The following is a 17,948-nucleotide window of genomic DNA, read 5'->3' on the forward strand; positions in this document are numbered from 1 at the left end:
CAGCGGTGCAACACCGTCGGTGCGGCTGGTCTGCGACGGCGGGCCGGAGCCGGGTGGCGCGGCGGCGCGCCCCGGCGGGATCCGTACTAGCGGCCGGCGGGACGTCACGCTGCCCGCCCCGGGCCGGAGGATCGGATGTGGCCCGCCATCCGCAGCCTCGCTACCTGCTACAACAGTGCGTCGGGGCACGCTCCGGCGTCTTGTCCGTTTCCGGACATATTGACCATTATGGAGGCGACACGTGAAGTATCTGATGTTGATCTACGGCAACGAGGAGATCTGGGGCAGCCTCCCGGACGACGACCTGACCACCCTGATCGAGCGGGTCGACGCCTTCAACGAGGCGCTGCGGGCCTCCGGCGAGTTGGTCGACGTGCAGGGGCTGGTGTCCCGGCCCCGGTCGGTGCGGATCACCGGGGACGCTCCGGTGGTCACGGACGGGCCGTACCTGGAGGCCAAGGAGTACGTCGGCTCGTACTTCGTGGTCGACGTCGAGGACGAACGGCGCGCGTTGGAGATCGCCCGTGACTATCCGGGCCTGCGGTTCGGCACCGCCAGCGGCGGCTTGGAGATCTGGCCGCTGATGACCGGAGCGGACCACTGAGCCTCGATGCGACAAGCGTCGACCTGCTGCGCCGGCTCGCACCGCAGCTGCTGGGTACGCTCGTTCGCCGGTACGGCGACTTCGGTCGGGCCGAGGAGGCCGTGCAGGAGGCCCTGGTCGCCGCCGTCGAGAGGTGGCCCCTCGACGGCGTGCCCGAGCAGCCGTCGGGCTGGCTGCACACCGTCGCCGCCCGCCGCTACGTCGACCTGGTACGCACCGAGGCCGCCCGCGCCCGCCGCGAGCGGACGGCGTTGGACCTCGCCCCACGCGACGCGCTGGTCGCCCCACCGCCCGACGCCGAGACGCCCCGCGACGACCTGCTGGAGTTGTTCCTGCTCTGCTGCCATCCGGCGCTGCCGGCACCCGCGCAGTTGGCCCTGACCCTGCGCGCGGTGGGTGGGCTCACCACCGCCGAGATCGCCACAGCCTTCCTGGTGTCGGAGCGGACCATGGGGCAACGGATCTCCCGGGCCAAACAGCGGCTGCGGGAGGCGGGCGCCCGGTTCGCACCGCCGCCGGCGGCGGAACGCAGGGCCCGGCTGTCCGTCGTACGCCAGGTGCTGTACCTGATGTTCAACGAGGGCTACAGCGCCAGCAGCGGCCCCCGGCTGCGTCGCGCCGACCTGACCGGGCAGGCCCTGCGGCTGACTCGCCGGTTGCACGAGCAACTGCCCGACGACGGGGAGACGGCCGGCCTGCTCGCGCTGATGGTGCTCACCGAGGCCCGGGCGGCGGCCCGGGTCGGCCCGGACGGTGAACTGGTGCCGCTGGCGGAGCAGGACCGCAGGCGGTGGGACCGGACGGCGATCGACGAGGGTCGCGCTCTGGTCGAGCGGAGCCTGGCCGCCGCACCACCCGGGCCGTACCGGATCCAGGCCGCCATCGCGGCGGTGCACGCGGAGGCGTCGAGCACCGAGGCCACCGACTGGCCGCAGGTGCTCGCCCTGTACCAGCTGCTGGAGCAGGTCGCACCCAACCCGGTGGTCACCTTGAACCGGGCGGTGGCGGTGGGCATGGTCCACGGGCCGGCCGCCGCGCTGGCCCTGCTGTCCGAGGTGGAGTCGGGGCCGCTGGCCGGGCACCACCGACTGCACGCCGTCCGCGCCCATCTGCTGGAACTCGCCGACGATCGGGCCGCCGCGGCAGCGCAGTGGCGGGCGGCGGCGGACCATGCCGGCAGCTATCCCGAACGGCGATACCTGCTGCGCCGCGCCGCCGCCGCGAGCGACCCGAGCCAGGTTACCTGTGAGCCAGGTCACTCTCGGATCCGGTAGAAGCGGGCCGTGCTGCTCCGATCCACCTGTGGATCGGCATCCACGGTGGGTGCCGACGGATCCGGGAGGAACGGACATGACGAAGGTGACCGCCCAACTGTCGGTGTCGCTGGACGGCTACTACGCCGGCCCACAGCACGACGGCGACGGCGACTGGCTGCGGTCGGCGGAGAGCCACGGGTTCTTTCGGGTGACCCGGTGGGCCACCGAGGCGATGGCGTGGCGCGAGCGGCAGGGCTTCGCCGGCGGCCGGCACGATGCCGACTCCGAGATCATCGCCGAGTCGTTCGCCGCGGCCGGCGCGTACGTGATGGGTCGCCGGATGGCCGACGGCGGCGAGGTGCCGTGGGGCGACGAACCACCGTTCCGCGCTCCGGTGTTCGTGGTGACCCACCGGCCCCGCCCGACCCTGCACCGTCAGGGTGGCACCAGCTTCACCTACGTCACCGACGGACTGGCCAGCGCGGTGGCACAGGCGCGGGCCGCAGCGGGCGGCCGGGACGTCGCAGTGGCCGGCGGCGGCAGCCTGGTCCGGCAGGCGCTGCGGGCCGGGCTGCTCGACGAGTTGGAGCTGCACGTGGTGCCGGTCGTTCTCGGTGCCGGGCTCCGCCTCTTCGACGACCTGGGCCTCGACGATTTCGAGGCGATCGAGCTTGTCGCCGAGCGGGTGGTCCCCGGCCCGCAGGTCACCCACATCCGGTACGCGGTGCGCGGCCGTGCCCCGCTGGTCCTCGATGATCGCGGTCGCGGCACCGGCACCCCGTAGGGCGTGCCGTCAGCCGGCGGCGAGGAAGGCGAGCACCTCGGCCCGCCCGTCCCCCTGGCGCGGCCCGTCACGGCGGACTCTCGTCGGTGAGGATCGCCTGGAGGCGGGCCCGGCACTCGGCCACGAACGCCGGGTAGCTGTGCTGGTAGTACGAGATACCGCTGACGGCCACGGCGATCGCCCAGGCACGGGCGCGGATCCAGGCCGAGTCGTCCACGTCGGCGGCGTTCCGGTAGGCGTGGCGGGCCTCGGCCGGCAGATCCCACACCGGGGCGTGCTCGGCGTCGGGCAGGCCGACCGACAGGCCACCGAAGTCGATGACCGCGTGCAGCCTGCCGTGCCGGACCAGGAGGTTGGCGGGTCTCAGATCGCCGTGCAACCACACCTGCGGCCCGGACGGCTCGGGCCGGGCGAGCGCCGCCTGCCACAGCCGTTCCACGTTGTCGATGTCGATCTCCGCGCCGACGATGTCCCGGCAGTCGGCGAGGGCGCGGCCGATCCAGTCGGCGCAGGGCCGCAGCTGCCCGCCGCGGTACCAGCTCAGCTCGCCCGTGCGGGTCGCCCCCATGAGGTCGAGGCCGTGCAGCTGCCGCACCACCCCCGCCAGGTCGGTGCCGAAGGCAACCCAGTCCGAGACGGTCTCCGGCCCGACCTCGTCACCGTCGATCCACCGGTACACCGACCAGGGCAGCGGGAAGGCGCCGGTGGGTACGCCGGTGTGCAGTGGCTCCGGGATCCGGCAGGCGAGCACGGGTGCCAGCCGGGGCAGCCAGCGCTGTTCCTTGCGCAGCGCCGGCGCCTTGTCGGCGGTACGCGGCAGCCGTACGAGCAGGTCCGCGCCGAGCCGGTACATGGTGTTGTCGGTGCCCGCGCCCGCCGGCGACAACGGCAGGTCCGCCCACTGTGGGCACTGCTGGGCCACCAGCGACCTGACGACATCCTCGTCGACCGGAATCTCACCCTGGTGCAGCGTCACGCCGCGATACTGCTGGAGAGCCCGAGAAGAAGCCATCCATTTCTCCGCGTGGGGCCCCTCACCGCAGGTCGCCTGCGCGCACCGCCAGCAGAAGGGTTTCCAGCAGTTCGCGGGTGTGTGGCTCGTCAAGAACCTCATCGATCCATGCCGCGGAGTCGGCGCGCTCCGGGGAGCGGGCGTTCGGTGCCAGCCAGTCGGTCGCGGCGACCTCGGTGATGTGTCCGAGCTGCGCGATGAGCATGGAGAAGTGCCCCCGCCGATGTACCGATGCCGGTCCAGCGGCCTGCCGGTAGGCGTCGACCAGGGCGCGGGCCCGCCCCGCATCGGCACGGGCGAACTCGAAGAGCACACAGCCGAGTTCGTGGCTCGGGTCAGCCGGCCCGCTGTTCTCCCAGTCGATGACGCACACTCCGCCGTCCATGGTCGACAAGACGTTGTCGGCCCACAGGTCTCGGTGGCAGGTCCGCAGCGTCTGGGGTGGCTCGATCCAGGACTCCAACGCGACCAGCTCATCACGCAGTTCGGCCAACCGGCCGGCGAACGGCGCTCGCGCTTCCACAAGCAGCTCGACCAGTCGGTCCCAGCGATCGGCGCCGACCGGTTCGTGGTACCACGGGTCCACCTTTCCGCACGTCGCGATCGGTACGCGATGGATGGCCGCCACCACCGCTCCCACCAGCGCCGGATCGAGCATGGGGTCGGGGGCCTTGACGTCGACCCACTCGTACACCCTGAGTTGCCTGCCCGCGATGGTGGCGAGCACGTCCCCCTCACTGGTCCGCCGCACCTGCGGCGTCGGGACACCGGCGGCGTGGGCCGCCTCCTGGAACGCTGCCGCCGGCCGCACCTCGTCCTCGCTGGCCTGGTGCAGCGGCAATTTCACCGCCCAGCTGCCGTCTGCCGTATCCAGCCGCCAGACGAGCCCCTGCTTGCCGCGCGCCACGGGCCCATCCGACAGGCTTGCCGCTCGGCCAAGCGCGAAGCGACGGGCGATCTCCACCGGATCCACCATGTCACTTCAGCACACCTACCGTAAGAAGGACCAGCAGGCGGGCGTCCGACCGAACTCACTCGCCCGCCTGCCGCCGCCAACGCGCTGGACCGGCCCGGTGTCACGCCCTGCCCGCCCGGCCTGGGCGGATGGCCAAGGCAGCGGCCCGCAAGGCGGCCACGCTCGCGGCGACCGCAGGATGGCCGCCCGCGCCCTGTCGGTAGGCGATCCGGGTACGCCGCCGGATGGTGAGGGGGACGAGAACCACCCCGGTGGGCGGCCGTTCGACCGCCAGTTGGGGTACCAGTCCGACGCCCTGGCCGGCGGCCACCAGGGCGAGCACGGCGGTGAAGTCGTCGGCGTGGTGCCGCACGGTCGGGCGGAAGCCGGCCAACTCACCGGCGTGCAGGGTCACCGCGTGGCAGAGCGTGCCCGGGCTGCCCAAGATCCAGTCCGCGTCGTGTACCGAGCGCATCGGGTCACCGGTGAGATTGTGGTCCTTCCCGACGGCCAGGAACACCGTCTCGTCCAGCAGTGGCACCGAGTCCAGGGCCGGATCCGGCTCGACGGGCACGATGTCGTAGTCGTGCACCAGAGCCACGTCGAGGCGGCGGTCGCGCAGCGCGGCGGGCACCGCGACCGGATCCAGCTCGGCCACCATCAGGTCCAGCGCGGGATGGTCACGGCCGAGCGCGACCAGGGCGGGCAGCAGCAGCGTACGCACGGCACTGGGGTACGCGCCGATGCGTACCGTGCCGGAGAGCCCGCCCCGCGCGGCGGCGAGGGTCGCGTCGGCCGCCTCCAAGACGGCGAGGACGACCTCGGCGTGCCGGACCAGCGCCTCGCCGGTGGGAGTCAGGGTGACCCGCCGGCCGGCCCGCTCCAGCAGCGCGACGCCGGCCTCACGTTGCAGCGCGGCGAGTTGCTGGGAGACGGCGGACGGAGTGTAGGTGTGCGCCTCGGCCACGGCGGCGATGGTGCCCAGGTGGGACAGGTCCCGCAGCAGGCGTAGACGGCGAACGTCAAGCATCAGCTCAGCTTACGTATTCGGTGAGTAATCGGAACTGGTGCTTCATTTTCCGCTGGCGAAGGCTGGCAGCATGACACCTGCCGGGCTCTACGTACCCATGATCACGCCGTTCGACGGGAACGGTGCCGTCGCACTCGACGCGCTGAGCGCTCTCGCCCACGAGGTGCTGAAGGCCGGCGCGGCCGGTCTGGTCGCCCTCGGCACCACCGCCGAGCCGCACGCCCTCAGCGCCGTCGAGCAGCGGGGGGTTCTCGACGCGGTCGCCGCGGCCTGCCGGGAACACCGGGCCGGTCTCCTGGTCGGCGCGCACACCGCGCCGGAGCTGCGGGCACTCGCCGAGCGACCCGAGGCCACAGCGGCGCTCTGCCTGGTCCCGCCGTTTCTCCGCCCCGGGGAAGAGGCGGTACTCGGGCACTACGCCCGGTTGGCCGAGGACTCCCCGGTGCCGCTGATCGCGTACCACATCCCGTACCGCACCGGGCAGCAGCTTGGCGTCGGCACGCTGCGCCGCCTCGCCGGGCTGCCCGGCCTGGTGGGCGTCAAGCACGCGGTCGGCGGCATCGACGCCGACACGATCGCCCTTCTCGCCGACCCGCCGTCCGGCTTCGCGGTGCTGTGCGGCGAGGACGCGTACGTCTCGCCGCTGCTGGCACTCGGCGCGGCCGGCGGGATCCTCGCCTCCGCGCATCTCGCCACCGCCGACTACGCCGACCTGGTCGCCGCCTGGCGGTCCGGCGACGTCGCCCGGGCCCGGCCGCTCGGACACCGGCTCGCCACCCTCTCGGCCGCGCTGTTCGCCGAACCCAACCCCGCCGTGGTCAAGGCGGTGCTGCACGCCCAGGGGCGGATACCGACGCCGCTCGTCCGCCCGCCGCTGCTGCCCGCCACCTCGACGGCCACCGCTTGGGCGCTTACCTGCCTGGCCGGGGTGCCGGACGGACCAACATGAGGGGCATCCGGCGAACTTCGGCGAGAAATTTCCCGGCGGCATGTCGAGAAGTCGGGTCGGGCTCCGTCCCTGCTGCGAACGCGGCCACAATGGCCCGTACCTGACAAGGAGCATCCGATGGCCAAGTACCTGCTGCTCAAGCACTACCGTGGCGGCCCGACCCCGCTGTACGACGCGCCGATGGATCAGTGGACGCCCGAGGAGATCTCGGCCCACGTGCAGTACATGCGCGACTTCGCGGCTCGGCTCGAAGACTCCGGCGAGTTCGTCGAGGGTCAGGCGCTCTCCCCCGAGGGAACGTTCGTCCGCTACGACGGCGAGGGGCGACCGCCGGTCACCGACGGCCCGTTCGCCGAGACCAAGGATCTGATCGCCGGCTGGATGGTGATCGACGTCGAGACCTACGACCGGGCGCTGGAGCTGGCCGGTGAGCTGTCCGCGGCACCAGGGGCCGGCGGCAAGCCGCTGCACGAGTGGCTCGAGGTGCGGCCGTTCCTCACCGAGCCGCCGACCATCTCGGAGTGACGCACGGTGGATGAGGCCGTCCTACGGACCCTTACTCCCGCCGTCATCGGCATCCTCGTCCGTCGCGGGGTCGACTTCGCGACGGCCGAGGATGCCGTGCAGGACGCGCTGGTCGAGGCCGTCCGGGCATGGCCTACCGACCCGCCGCGCGACCCCAAGGGCTGGCTGGTCGCCGTGGCCTGGCGGAAGTTCCTCGACGCGGCTCGCGCGGACACCTCGCGGCGACGACGCGAGGCCCTGGTGGAGGTCGAGCCCACGCCCGGGCGGGGCGAGCTGGTGGACGACACGCTCGCGCTGTATTTCCTGTGCGCGCATCCGTCGTTGACCCCGGCCTCGGCGGTGGCGCTGACGCTGCGGGCGGTGGGCGGACTGACCACACGCCAGATCGCGCGGGCCTACCTGGTGCCGGAGACGACAATGGCGCAACGGATCAGCCGGGCCAAGCGGACCGTCACCGGAGTCCGGTTCAACCAACCCGGTGACGTCAGCACCGTGCTGCGCGTGCTCTACCTGGTCTTCAACGAGGGCTACTCCGGCGATGTCGACCTCGCCGCAGAGGCGATCCGACTCACCCGCCAGTTGGCGGCCAGGATCCGACACGAGGAGGTGGCCGGCCTGCTCGCGCTCATGCTGCTCCATCACGCCCGTCGCGCGGCACGGACCACCGACGGAGGCCGGCCGGTACCGCTGGCCGAACAGGACCGTGGCCGCTGGGACACCCGCCTGATCGCCGAGGGCGTGCAGGTGCTCCAGAACGCGCTGGCCCGGGACCGCCTGGGCGAATTCCAGGCGCAGGCCGCCATCGCCGCGCTGCACGCCGACGCCCGCACCGCCGAGGAGACCGACTGGGTGCAGATCGTCGAATGGTACGACGAACTGGTGCGGCTCACCGACAGCCCGGTGGCCCGCCTCAACCGGGCCGTCGCGGTCGGCGAGGCCGACGGGCCACGGGCTGGCCTGGCCGCCCTGGCGGATCTCGACCCCGCGCTGCCCCGGTACGCCGCTGTCGCCGCCTACCTGCACGAGCGTGACGGCGACCTGGCGACCGCGGCACGCCTCTACGCCAAGGCCGCCCGATCGGCGCCCAGCCTTCCCGAAATCGACCATCTCACCCGTCAGGCCGCCCGACTCAACGCGCTGCTGCGCCGTTGACCGCCCCGGCAGCCGCTCAGGGCAGTGGGACGACGTAGGAGTCGACGCGGGCGATCAGTCCGTCGGGGAAGGTGAGCAGGTCGTTGAGGGCGAACCGTCACCCTCCAGGTCGACGCTCGCGAGCGGCCTCGTACCGTCGTACGGTCAGGTTCGGTCGGCCGGCGCGTGGCCGGCTGATCGGTGCGGGGTCGGACGGACGTCGACGCGACAGGTGGGCGGGATGATCGAGCGGGAGATCCTGGCGGGCGGCGGCGTCAACGAGGTCGTTCGGATCGGCGACACGGTGCGCCGACCTACCGGACCGTGGTCCGAACTGGTCCACGACCTGCTGCGGCATCTCGCCGCCCAGGGCTTCACGGCGACGCCCCGGGTACGCGACACGAGCGAACCCGGCTTCGAGATCCTCGATTTCCTGCCGGGCGAGGTGTCGAACTATCCACCCACCCCCGCGGCGGCCTCGGTCGAGGCGTTGCAGAGTGCCGCCGCGCTGCTGCGGGCCTATCACGACGCGACAGCCGAGTACGCGAGGCAAGCGCCCCGCGACGGCTGGCAGGTGCCGGCGACCGAACCGGTCGAGGTCATCTGTCACGGCGACTACGCGCCACACAACTGCGTGCTCGACGGCAACCGCGTCGTGGGCATCATCGACTTCGACCACGCCCAGCCCGGCCCCCGGATCTGGGATGTCGCTTACGCGGCCTACCGGTGGGTGCCGATGACCGCACCGGAGAACACGGACGGCTTCGGAACCCCGGAGGAACAGGCCGATCGGCTCCGGACGTTCTGCGACCGCTACGGGCTCGACGACAGCGCCCGATCCGACCTGGTCGATGTCACCGCCGCCCGGCTGCACGCACTCGTCGACTTCATGCAGACCCAGGCAGCCGCCGGCAACGCCGCCTTCGCCGGTCACCTCGCGGACGGACACCACATCCAGTACCTGAACGACGCGAATTATGTACGCGCGAACCGCGTGATCTTCGAACGCGCCCTGCATCCCTGAGCCGGCCATCCTGCGGCTGTCGTCGCCCGACAGCCGATCTCGCAGGTGGGCGCTGCACAGGGGACAGCGCCGCGTCCGTGCGGACGCGGCGCCGTTCCGTGCGATCGGCTAGCTGATCTTCTTGCGGTAGATCGCCGTCGCGGCGACGTAGGCCACCACCAGCAGGCCGACACACCAGGCGAGGGCGATCCAGATGTCGTTGCCGACGGGTTGCTGCGCGAAGAGGCCGCGGAGGGTGTTCACGATGGACGTCACCGGCTGGTTCTCGGCGAACCAGGCGACCGGGCCGGGCATCGAGTCGGTGGGGACGAACGCCGAGCTGATGAAGGGCAGGAAGATCAACGGATAGCTGAAGCCGCTGGCGCCGTCGATGGTCTTTGCGGTCAGGCCCGGCATCACGGCGACCCAGCTGAGGGCGAGGGTGAACAGGACCAGGATGCCGGCGGCGGCCAGCCAGTCGACCACGGATGCGCTGGTCCGGAATCCCATGATCAGCGCGACGCCGATGACGATCACGAGCGAGGCCAGGTTGGCGATGAGCGAGGTCAGGACATGCGCCCAGAGCACGGAGGGGCGCGAGATCGGCATCGACTGGAAGCGCTCGAAGATGCCGCCCTGCATGTCCAGGAACAGACGGTACGCCGTGTAGGCGATGCCGGAGGCGATGGTGATGAGCAGGATCCCCGGCAGCATGTAGTTGATGTACGACTCACCGGTGCCGGTGTTGATGGCCCCGCCCAGCACGTACACGAAGAGCAGCAGCAGCGCGATCGGGGTGATCGCCGTGGTGATGATGGTGTCCGGGCTGCGGAGGATGTGGCGCAGGGAGCGGCCGGTGAGGGTTGCGGTGTCGCTGAGGACGTGGGCGGTCATCGGGATTCCTCTCCCGCTTCGATGGCCGCCTCGTCGGTGGTGTCACTGCTGTCACCGACGAGGGCGAGGAAGACGTCTTCAAGGGTCGGCTGCTTCTCGACGTACTCGACCTTCGCGGACGGGAGGAGCTGCCGCAGCTCGGCGAGGGTGCCGTGCTGAATGATGGTGCCCTTGTGCAGGATCGCGATTCGGTCGGCGAGTTGCTCGGCCTCGTCGAGGTACTGAGTGGTCAGCAGAATGGTCGTGCCGTCCTTGGCGAGTTGCTTCACCGTCTGCCAGACCTCGATGCGGGCCTGTGGGTCGAGGCCGGTGGTCGGCTCGTCGAGGAAGACGACCGGCGGGTTGCCGACCAGACTCATCGCGATGTCCAGCCGCCGGCGCATGCCGCCCGAGTACGTCACCGCCCGGCGGTTGCCGGCATCGGTGAGCGAGAAGCGGGCGAGCAGGTCGTCGGCGATCGCACCCGGATTCCTCTGATGGCGGAGCTTCGCGATCAGGACCAGATTCTCCCGACCGGTGAGCACGCCGTCGACTGCGGCGAACTGGCCGGTCAGGCTGATCGACCTGCGTACGTCGGCCGGCACCGAGGAAACGTCGAAGCCGTGGACGGTCGCGTTGCCGCTGTCCGCCTTCAGCAACGTCGACAGAATCCGCACCAGCGTGGTCTTTCCGGCGCCGTTCGAGCCGAGCAGCGCGAAGATGTTCCCGGCCGCCACGTCGAAGTCGACACCCCGCAGCACGTGCAGGTCCTGGTAGGACTTGGTGACGGCCCGCACTCTGATCGCGGGTTCACGCGTCTCGGTGATCACGACCTGTCCTCCTGCCCGCTGTTGTGGTCGGCGGCGTCGATCGCCTTCCGGAGACGCTCGCGCTCCTTGTCGATCCACTGCCGGCCGGCGTATGCCTGTAGGAAGGTCTCGGCGAACTCGACCGGATCGTCGCCGACGACGGCGCGGACCGGCGTTCCGTCGGCGACCGCACGCTCCCAGAGGTCGACGAAGTCGCCGAGCATCGTGGTGATCGTGTCGCCGTCGAGGATGCCACCGTGGTACATGAAGTACCTGTGCAGCGCCTTGGCGGAGCCGCGATAGGGCTCCGGCAGGGCCTCGATCCGGGCCATGTGGTGCTTGTACTGCTTCTTCTGCTCCAGCGATCCGACGAGCGTCTCGATCCACTTCGCGGCCATGCTCATGCTCCCTGGTCGTTTTGGTTGCCGTTGTGACGGAGTTGCTCGATGCGATCCGTGAGGACGCTCCAGGTCCTCCAGAACTCGGCGAGTTGGTCCCGCCCCTTCGCGTTTAGCGAATACACCTTCCGCGGGGGCCCCTTCTCGGAGGGCACCTTCTCCACGTCCACGAACCCCCGTTGCTCCACGCGGACGAGCAGTGCGTAGATGGTGCCTTCCGCGATGTCCGAGAAACCGCGGTCGCGCAGCCACGCGGTGATCTCGTAGCCGTACGCGGACCTGCGGGCCAGGATCGCCAGGACGATGCCTTCGAGGGTGCCCTTCAGCATCTCGGTCATCTGGTTGCCCATGCCTTCATCCCTTCGCTACCAAGCGACGCTGACTACTGGTAGACAGTACCGCTAGGTACCGGTAGATAGCAACACTGAATACCAAGGAATTCGGACAGGCGCCGGGATCTGGAGAGGCGTCGCGCGGAGCGCCCGGCACGTCACTGATACAAGGAAACGCCGCCCACAGTGATCAAGGGGCACGAGCGGGCAGCCATCACCGAGGGCCCGCCTCGCGGGGCCGTCACGGGTGGGTGGCCTGCGGAATACTCCTCAACCGCGGCACCGCGACAGGGCCACCCAGAGGGTGGCGGCCGAGATGTCTACCGCCCCATCGCCATGGACGCGAACGGACTCACCTGGGTCGAAGCGGCTGGTGAAGCGCGGCCCGTCACGCGCGACGAAGGTCAACGACACCATCGCCGATCTGGAACCACCTTACCCGGCCGTTTGGTACAAAAGGGGAATTCCCCCGGCCGGGGGCGACAGTGGGAGTCGATCATGCCGGCGCACAGGAGTCGTGTGACCGCACACCAACGCACATCCGAAGCCGCCATCATGATCATTGTGCTGGCCACGTTCGGCCCGTACCTTGCAGCCGGCATCCGCACCGAACAGGCCGCCGTCTGCGCTGTTGCAGGGCTGGCGCTGCTGGCCGGCGCGCGTCACCTCCGCAAAATCCCCGCACGGGCGATGCTGGTAATCGCAGCGATGGCAACCTACCTAGCCGTGGCCGCATTTGCCGCGATCGGCCCCAGCAACCAAGCCACCGGTTACGGACCCGTCGGTTTCCTCGCCGGCCTCGACAACCTGCTGCTGCCGGTTATCGCCCTCACCGCTGGCTACCTGATCGCCGCCGGCCACCCCGACCGGCGTCGCCTCCTACGGGTCGCCGCACTAACCCTGGTGGCCGCGCTCGCCGCCAACGCAGCCGTGTCCTATCTGATGCTGATGAGCCCCGGCGAGTACGACCAACTGCTGTCCGCGTGGTGGGTAGGCGACACCGGCGTTTCCACGGCGGAGCGGGCCACGACGATGGGCCGCTACTCGGGGATCTTCAACCAGCCCGCCGAGGCCGGGGTGGCGTACTCGCTGGGACTGATCGCCGCCGTGTACGCGTTGCGCCGCCAGCCCATGATGCTCGCCGCTGCCGGTGTCGTACTCACGATCGGTGGGCTCCTTACCGCGTCGAAGATATTCCTCCTGATCGGGTTGCCTGTCGCGCTTTGGCAGACCTGGACGGGATCGTCGTGGCGCACCCGGGCCGGTGCCGCTCTCGCCGTTTGCGGTGTCCTAGCCGTCTTCGATCACCAGGCGCGACAACCTGACACACCGATCGGCGGTGTTCTCCTCGGCGCGTGGCTCGACCCCGGCAGCCGCAGCGGCAGCCTCATCGACCTCTACACCGCATCGCGATTCGGCGACAACTCGACCCTCAGCCGGCCGGTGGACATTGTCCTCACCCACTCGCCGTGGTTCGGTTTCGGGTTGGACGGGTTACGTGTCGCATACGACAGCGCCTGGGTGGAGGCGCTGGTGATGGCCGGCATCGTCGGAGTGGCGGCACAGGCCGCGATCGTTGCCGCACTGGGGTGGTGTTGGCTCGGCGTGCGTCGGTGGACGGACCCGGCGGTGGCACGGTTCGGCGCCGGGGTGCTGGTCGTTGTAGCCGCCGGATCGCTTGGCCTACCCACGACTACCGCCAACCGGATCTCTTCGGTGGTATGGCTTCTGGTCGCGTTGTCGCTGGTGTCGCCTCCGTCACGCAGATGGGCCGAGAAGGCCCCTGACCCGTTGCCTGACGGTCGCATTGGGGTGCCGCCGGTGCGTCAGCTCCCGCCAGCAAGCACCACGTCGACGCTGAGCCGATACCAGCAAGGCCAGTAGGCGGCGCAGTCCCGGCGACGCCCGGAGGCGTGTCCGCTGTGGGCGCGGCGGTACCGTCGGAACGGTCCCTCCCGCCCCGAACCGGGCAACCGCCGACTGGGGCATTTCCGAACGTGCGCGAGCTGCGCCTGACTCCGACCTCGAGGCTCGCGAAGCGCCCGAACCGCACGACTGAGCTTGAACGCCAGCCGCGCCGCGTCGGACGCCTCCGCGGCTCCGGGCTCAGCCACGCGCCGGTCGCACATGGCGGCCCAGTCTGGCCCGTCCACCCGCTGCCCAGCCTCCCGACGCGGCGTGTCTCGTCAACACAGCGAGTCAACGCCCCACGCGCCCGATCGACCTCTCGCTCGTCACACCCTTGACGTACCATTACACGTACGTTTGATCGTACGTTCTGTTCTTGGGGGCCGAGATGAAGGTGCTGACAATCAGCGACGTTCGCAAGAACCTCGCCGCCGTGGTCGATGCGGTGATCGATGATGCCGAGGAGTGCGTCATCCCACGCGGCGGCGGCAAGGCCGTCGTCATGGTTTCGCTCGACGAGTGGAACGCCATGAACGAGACGCTGCATGCTCTCGGTTCCGCCTCGAACGCCCGCCGACTGTTGGAGAGCATCGCCCAGGCCGATGCCGGCCTACTCGAGGAGCATCCGCTCGACTCGAGCTCCTACTCTCCGAAACCCGGCAAGAAAGCCGCATGAGCCTGCGCATCGTTTTCACCCCCAACGCATGGGAGGACTACGACGGCTGGTTACGCCGGGACGTGAAGATGGTCCGCCGCATCAGCAAACTGATCCTCGACGTTCAACGAGATCCACACGGAACCGGTCTCGGCAAGCCCGAACTGCTGAAAGGCCCACTCTCTGGATGGTCGTCCCGCCGCATCAACGACGAACACCGGCTCATCTACCGCGTCCGTGGCGGCGACCTGGAAATCGCCGCCTGCCACGGCCACTACCTCGACAAGTAGGCATCCTCGATCGCCGCGCGGTCCAGCAGTGGATCATCAAGGCTCACGCGACGTTCAACTCCTGCGCCGACACGAACACGCCCCGACGACGGAACGCCGCCGGCGCGTGTACCACCGCGTCGACCCGGGCGGCAGGAGTGTTGAAGGGGAACCAGAACCGCCGGAGCGACCGCGCCTGGACCCATGGCGGCGCGCGCTGCCAAGTGTTCCGTCAACGCCGCGAGGAACACGTCCCAGCGCTCGTCGCCGGTACACGTGGGCTCCTGGTCCAGCAGACCGGCGCGCATCTCAGCCGGCTCCCAGCGGTACTCCTCGAGGAACTCCGCCACCAACCGCCACCGTCGCGTCTCGTCGGAGCCGACGAGCAGAGCCCCTAGGCGTGCCACCGTCAGTGGCTCGTACCTCGCGGCGCGATTCTTCATTCCCCTGACGCTAGCGCATTCGGCGACGGATCCGTGGCCAGCCAGCCGCGTCGGGCAGCCAACCAGAGCGTCACGACGCGCTGCGATCGCCTGGTTCGCATCAAAGATCAACAAAGTGGGCCGGAGGTACCACCATGCGAACCGAAGTGCGACGATCGTCGGTCAGCCGCTTCCACTCAGGTTGGCCGCTCCAAGGGCGTCAGGCCGATGATCCTCGGGCGGCCAACGTCAGGAGGCCACGAGCAGTCGGATCTCGCAGCAGACGCCGTTGGCTGTGGCGAGCCGACGATCATCGGTAACGAGTGGGCACGCCATCAACTCCGCCGCCGCGCCCCTAACCGCTTGCAGGTCTGTCCCGAGATCAACCGGTGAACCCGGCGACGTACGCCGCGAGCGACATGCCGCCCGACCCGACACCGCCGACTGTCAACAGCCGTCGGCCGGAGCACGCTTCCCAGCGGGATGCGCGACCACCCGCAACGGATGCTGGAAGTGCACGGTGAGGAAGCGCCAAGCCGCCGCGTTCAGCTCCGGTTGCCGAGAATTGGCCACCTCACCCTGGTCGCCCGCGTGAAACAGCAACAGGGCACCTGCGCGATCCCGCAGCGCCCAGCCGAGGGCCAGTCGCTCAGGGCAGCGTTCGCAGGTCAAAAACCCTTCGTCAGTGCCGTCGAAGCCAGCGGACAACAACTCTGCGAACCCATCCTCCGGCCAGCCGGCAAGGTAGGCCGGAAGGGGTATGTCCAGGTCGCCGTCCGCGTCCAGCATCGCCGGCAGCACACCGCTCTCCATCTGACGGTGCAGTTCCGGATCCCAGTCGTGAGTCACCCGAAGCTGGTGACCGACATGGTCGGCAAGCAGCTTCCACAACGCGCTGGACGGTAGCCGGGACTGCGAGAAGACCGGCTCACCAGGATTGCCGGCATACCTGATGACAGCGCCGCCGGGCTGCTCACTCAACGGCTTGCCGAGCCCCCAGCAGATCCGGTTACACGCGCAGTAGAGAAACGCCGATGCCCCCACCTGTCACCCCTCTAACCGGATACGCCCATTCCACGAGCCCCCAGCATCCACAACCCTGCCGGCCGACCATCCGGCGTGTGGAACGCAACGTACACGTCCGCGTACCTCGCCAAGCGGCGATCGTCGCGATTCTTGGCCCAGAACGCCTCCATCAGCCGTTGTATGTCCGTACCTCTGGATACCTGCACATACAACTCACCCCGGTAGTCCAACTTCTTCGCATAGTCCTCGAACTGCCGAGCGAACGTGGTCGGCGCCCCACTAAAGGTCTTGACCTCTCTCCGGTACACCTCCCGCCCGCTGGCATCTCGGAAGGAAACGTCGGGTGGGGGCTTATTGGCGCCGGCCAGCATCGGCGTCGAGCCGGCTGGCCCGTACAGTGCCCGCTCCGCGTTCGCCGGCACCACCATGCGAACCACGCCGCCACGATCGCCGGCGATCCGCTTCCACTCAGGTTGGCCTGCCCACGGGCGTCAGGCCGACGATCCTCGGGCAGCCACCGTCAGGACACCGCGAGCAGTCGGAACTCGCAGCGGACGCCACTGGCCTTGGCGAGCCGGCCATCACCGGTCACGAGTGGGCAGGCCAACAGTTCCGCCGCCGCGACGTAAGCCGCGTCGTACGCCGTGACATTGCCCCGCAACTGCCATATCCGGTCGAGCAGCACGACAACACCAACCTCATCAATGACCAACGAGGGCAGGGTGTCGATCGCCTCCTGAGCCCGGGCAAGGCCCAGTTTCCCACCGAGGACCTTGCCTCTGATCACCGACATGACCTCGACCAGAAGATGGCTCGGTGCGGCCCAGTGCGGATCGCCGGTCAGCTCCGCCCGCGCCGCATCGCCGACCGGCCCGTCGTCGACCAGGGCATCGGTCAGAACCGACGCATCCACGACGATCACGCGGCGCTTCCCCCTGGTCCGCGCTGCTCCCGCTGGTCATCCAACTCGGCCGCGCTCTCCCCCGGCAGGGCGCGAGCACCGTCCAATCGGCCGGCGAAGCGATCAAGGGCCGCCGTGTTGCGCAGCCGCCGAGCCTGCGTCTCCACCAGATCCAGCAGGTACGCCTGGAGCGACTGCCCGCGCGCCCTGGCCTGCGCCGCCAAGGCGTCTCGTACTTCTTCCGGCACGTCCCGAATCTGAAGAGCAACCATGCATTTATTATGCATGCAGCGTCAGTTCTACACTCCTGTCCATGGAACGCATCGGTGTCCGGGAGCTGAACCAGAACACGAGCCAGGTTCTGGCTCGGGTAAGTGGCGGCGAGACCGTTGAGATCACCGACCGGGGACACCCGATCGCCCGACTTGTTCCGGTAGGCGACGACAGGTCGATACTGGCCAAGCTGGTAGCGGCAGGACGAGCCGTCGCCCCCACCGGCGGTGGCTCTGTGCCACTTCCGCCAAAACTCGGTGACGAGAACGTGGACGTGGCTGCCTCGCTCGCCGCGATGCGTGACGAGGAGCGCTGGTGATCTATCTCGATTCAGCTGCCGTCGTCAAGCTGGTTCGGCAGGAAATGTGCAGTACCGACCTTGTCTCCTGGCTCAACAAGCACGACGACGTGCCGCTGGTCTCCTCCGCTCTTGTCGAGGTGGAAGTGCCCAGAGCGCTGCGCCGATCAGCTCCGCAAGCGTTGATCGGAGTGCCGGCCGCCGTCGGACGGCTCTTCCGACTGGAGATCGACAGCACGATCCGCGCGACCGCAGCCGCGTTCGCCGAGCCGACGCTCCGCAGCCTCGACGCCATCCACCTGGCCACCGCCCAGGTTCTGACCAACGAGTCCGGCACGGCACTGACCGCCTTCGTCACCTACGACCGGCGACTGCTCGAATGCGCCAAGGAAGCAGGACTACCCGTAGCAAGCCCAGGCCAGAACTGACCCACGAATCCACCACCCGGGTACAAGGTTCCGGCCGCCGCCCGGCAGTGCGGCCACGGCATCGACCATGGCCCGCGCTTCTGCCGCCTTGCACCCCTCTGTTCGGG

Annotated in this window: 23 protein-coding genes and 1 pseudogene; 12 read left to right on the forward strand and 12 right to left on the reverse strand. The window is 69.7% G+C overall.

The window, feature by feature from the left end; translation table 11 throughout:
* Positions 1–241 precede the first annotated feature (241 nt).
* The 3 genes from O7601_RS28670 (at position 242) to O7601_RS28680 (ending at position 2,644) form a co-directional block, all read left to right on the forward strand.
* Entirely contained in the window at positions 242–604 is a 363-nt protein-coding gene (locus tag O7601_RS28670; protein WP_281564153.1) for a YciI family protein, read from the forward strand.
* Positions 601–1,878, forward strand: a complete 1,278-nt coding sequence (locus tag O7601_RS28675; protein WP_281567084.1) for a sigma-70 family RNA polymerase sigma factor — start codon at positions 601–603, stop codon at positions 1,876–1,878. Before O7601_RS28670 ends, O7601_RS28675 begins: the two co-directional genes overlap by 4 nt.
* Positions 1,879–1,954: 76 nt before the next feature.
* The gene (locus O7601_RS28680) at positions 1,955–2,644 is read left to right on the forward strand and encodes a dihydrofolate reductase family protein (RefSeq protein WP_281564154.1); all 690 of its coding nucleotides are present in this window, start codon (positions 1,955–1,957) and stop codon (positions 2,642–2,644) included.
* 67 nt (positions 2,645–2,711) lie between these two features.
* On the opposite strand, the gene O7601_RS28685 is transcribed toward O7601_RS28680, so the two are convergent.
* The 3 genes from O7601_RS28685 to O7601_RS28695 form a co-directional block, all read right to left on the reverse strand.
* Entirely contained in the window at positions 2,712–3,656 is a 945-nt protein-coding gene (locus tag O7601_RS28685; protein WP_281564155.1) for an aminoglycoside phosphotransferase family protein, read from the reverse strand.
* 22 nt (positions 3,657–3,678) lie between these two features.
* Complete coding sequence (locus O7601_RS28690; protein WP_281564156.1) at positions 3,679–4,620, reverse strand: phosphotransferase; 942 nt, start codon at positions 4,618–4,620, stop codon at positions 3,679–3,681.
* Positions 4,621–4,732: 112 nt separating this feature from the next.
* Positions 4,733–5,641 carry a LysR family transcriptional regulator gene (locus tag O7601_RS28695; protein ID WP_281564157.1) on the reverse strand — a complete coding sequence of 303 codons (909 nt, stop codon included), beginning with the start codon at positions 5,639–5,641 and terminating at the stop codon, positions 4,733–4,735.
* 70 nt (positions 5,642–5,711) lie between these two features.
* On the opposite strand from O7601_RS28695, the gene O7601_RS28700 reads away from it, so the two are divergent.
* The 4 genes from O7601_RS28700 to O7601_RS28715 all read left to right on the forward strand — a co-directional run bounded on the left by O7601_RS28700 (position 5,712) and on the right by O7601_RS28715 (position 9,270).
* A complete protein-coding gene (locus O7601_RS28700) occupies positions 5,712–6,590 on the forward strand; it encodes a dihydrodipicolinate synthase family protein (RefSeq protein WP_281564158.1) in 879 nt (292 codons plus the stop codon).
* 117 nt (positions 6,591–6,707) lie between these two features.
* A complete protein-coding gene (locus tag O7601_RS28705; RefSeq protein WP_281564159.1) occupies positions 6,708–7,115 on the forward strand; it encodes a YciI family protein in 408 nt (135 codons plus the stop codon).
* Positions 7,116–7,121: 6 nt separating this feature from the next.
* Entirely contained in the window at positions 7,122–8,267 is a 1,146-nt protein-coding gene (locus O7601_RS28710; protein ID WP_281564160.1) for a DUF6596 domain-containing protein, read from the forward strand.
* A gap of 220 nt (positions 8,268–8,487) precedes the next feature.
* Positions 8,488–9,270, forward strand: coding sequence for an aminoglycoside phosphotransferase family protein (locus O7601_RS28715; protein WP_281564161.1), 783 nt, complete (start codon positions 8,488–8,490; stop codon positions 9,268–9,270).
* Positions 9,271–9,378: 108 nt separating this feature from the next.
* Here the strand turns inward: O7601_RS28715 and O7601_RS28720 are convergent, their stop codons facing one another.
* From O7601_RS28720 to O7601_RS28735, 4 genes are read right to left on the reverse strand one after another with little or no spacing between them, the layout of a single operon-like run.
* The gene (locus O7601_RS28720; protein ID WP_281564162.1) at positions 9,379–10,143 is read right to left on the reverse strand and encodes an ABC transporter permease; all 765 of its coding nucleotides are present in this window, start codon (positions 10,141–10,143) and stop codon (positions 9,379–9,381) included.
* Complete coding sequence (locus O7601_RS28725; RefSeq protein WP_281564163.1) at positions 10,140–10,952, reverse strand: ABC transporter ATP-binding protein; 813 nt, start codon at positions 10,950–10,952, stop codon at positions 10,140–10,142. The genes O7601_RS28720 and O7601_RS28725 overlap by 4 nt, the downstream gene beginning before the upstream one ends.
* Positions 10,949–11,329, reverse strand: coding sequence for a DUF1048 domain-containing protein (locus tag O7601_RS28730; protein WP_210940785.1), 381 nt, complete (start codon positions 11,327–11,329; stop codon positions 10,949–10,951). Before O7601_RS28730 ends, O7601_RS28725 begins: the two co-directional genes overlap by 4 nt.
* 2 nt (positions 11,330–11,331) lie before the next feature.
* Complete coding sequence (locus tag O7601_RS28735; RefSeq protein WP_281564164.1) at positions 11,332–11,679, reverse strand: PadR family transcriptional regulator; 348 nt, start codon at positions 11,677–11,679, stop codon at positions 11,332–11,334.
* Between the two features lie 318 nt (positions 11,680–11,997).
* Here O7601_RS28735 and O7601_RS28740 point away from each other — a divergent pair, with 318 nt between their 5' ends.
* The 3 genes from O7601_RS28740 to O7601_RS28750 all read left to right on the forward strand — a co-directional run bounded on the left by O7601_RS28740 (position 11,998) and on the right by O7601_RS28750 (position 14,514).
* Complete coding sequence (locus O7601_RS28740; protein ID WP_281564165.1) at positions 11,998–13,545, forward strand: hypothetical protein; 1,548 nt, start codon at positions 11,998–12,000, stop codon at positions 13,543–13,545.
* 400 nt (positions 13,546–13,945) lie between these two features.
* Positions 13,946–14,245: a type II toxin-antitoxin system Phd/YefM family antitoxin gene (locus O7601_RS28745; RefSeq protein ID WP_281564166.1), complete on the forward strand. Its 300-nt coding sequence runs from the start codon at positions 13,946–13,948 to the stop codon at positions 14,243–14,245.
* A complete protein-coding gene (locus O7601_RS28750; protein ID WP_281564167.1) occupies positions 14,242–14,514 on the forward strand; it encodes a Txe/YoeB family addiction module toxin in 273 nt (90 codons plus the stop codon). Before O7601_RS28745 ends, O7601_RS28750 begins: the two co-directional genes overlap by 4 nt.
* A 650-nt stretch (positions 14,515–15,164) precedes the next feature.
* Here O7601_RS28750 and O7601_RS29545 read toward each other — a convergent pair.
* From O7601_RS29545 to O7601_RS28770, 5 genes and pseudogenes are all read right to left on the reverse strand, one after another.
* Positions 15,165–15,266: pseudogene (locus O7601_RS29545) on the reverse strand (VapC toxin family PIN domain ribonuclease); the annotation flags it as partial.
* Between the two features lie 96 nt (positions 15,267–15,362).
* Positions 15,363–15,959: a hypothetical protein gene (locus O7601_RS28755; RefSeq protein WP_281564168.1), complete on the reverse strand. Its 597-nt coding sequence runs from the start codon at positions 15,957–15,959 to the stop codon at positions 15,363–15,365.
* 11 nt (positions 15,960–15,970) lie between these two features.
* Positions 15,971–16,378, reverse strand: coding sequence for a hypothetical protein (locus tag O7601_RS28760; RefSeq protein ID WP_281564169.1), 408 nt, complete (start codon positions 16,376–16,378; stop codon positions 15,971–15,973).
* An 83-nt stretch (positions 16,379–16,461) separates the two neighbouring features.
* A complete protein-coding gene (locus O7601_RS28765; RefSeq protein WP_281564170.1) occupies positions 16,462–16,863 on the reverse strand; it encodes a type II toxin-antitoxin system VapC family toxin in 402 nt (133 codons plus the stop codon).
* A complete protein-coding gene (locus O7601_RS28770; RefSeq protein ID WP_281564171.1) occupies positions 16,860–17,114 on the reverse strand; it encodes a hypothetical protein in 255 nt (84 codons plus the stop codon). Before O7601_RS28770 ends, O7601_RS28765 begins: the two co-directional genes overlap by 4 nt.
* Positions 17,115–17,155: 41 nt before the next feature.
* Between O7601_RS28770 and O7601_RS28775 the strand changes: the two genes are divergently transcribed.
* Both O7601_RS28775 and O7601_RS28780 read left to right on the forward strand, forming a co-directional pair.
* Positions 17,156–17,434 (forward strand): type II toxin-antitoxin system prevent-host-death family antitoxin, encoded by a 279-nt coding sequence (locus tag O7601_RS28775; protein ID WP_210838669.1) that lies wholly within the window; start codon positions 17,156–17,158, stop codon positions 17,432–17,434.
* Positions 17,431–17,841 (forward strand): type II toxin-antitoxin system VapC family toxin, encoded by a 411-nt coding sequence (locus O7601_RS28780; protein ID WP_281564172.1) that lies wholly within the window; start codon positions 17,431–17,433, stop codon positions 17,839–17,841. The genes O7601_RS28775 and O7601_RS28780 overlap by 4 nt, the downstream gene beginning before the upstream one ends.
* The last annotated feature ends 107 nt before the right edge of the window (positions 17,842–17,948 follow it).

This window comes from Verrucosispora sp. WMMD573 (genome assembly GCF_027497175.1).
Lineage (GTDB): Bacteria > Actinomycetota > Actinomycetes > Mycobacteriales > Micromonosporaceae > Micromonospora.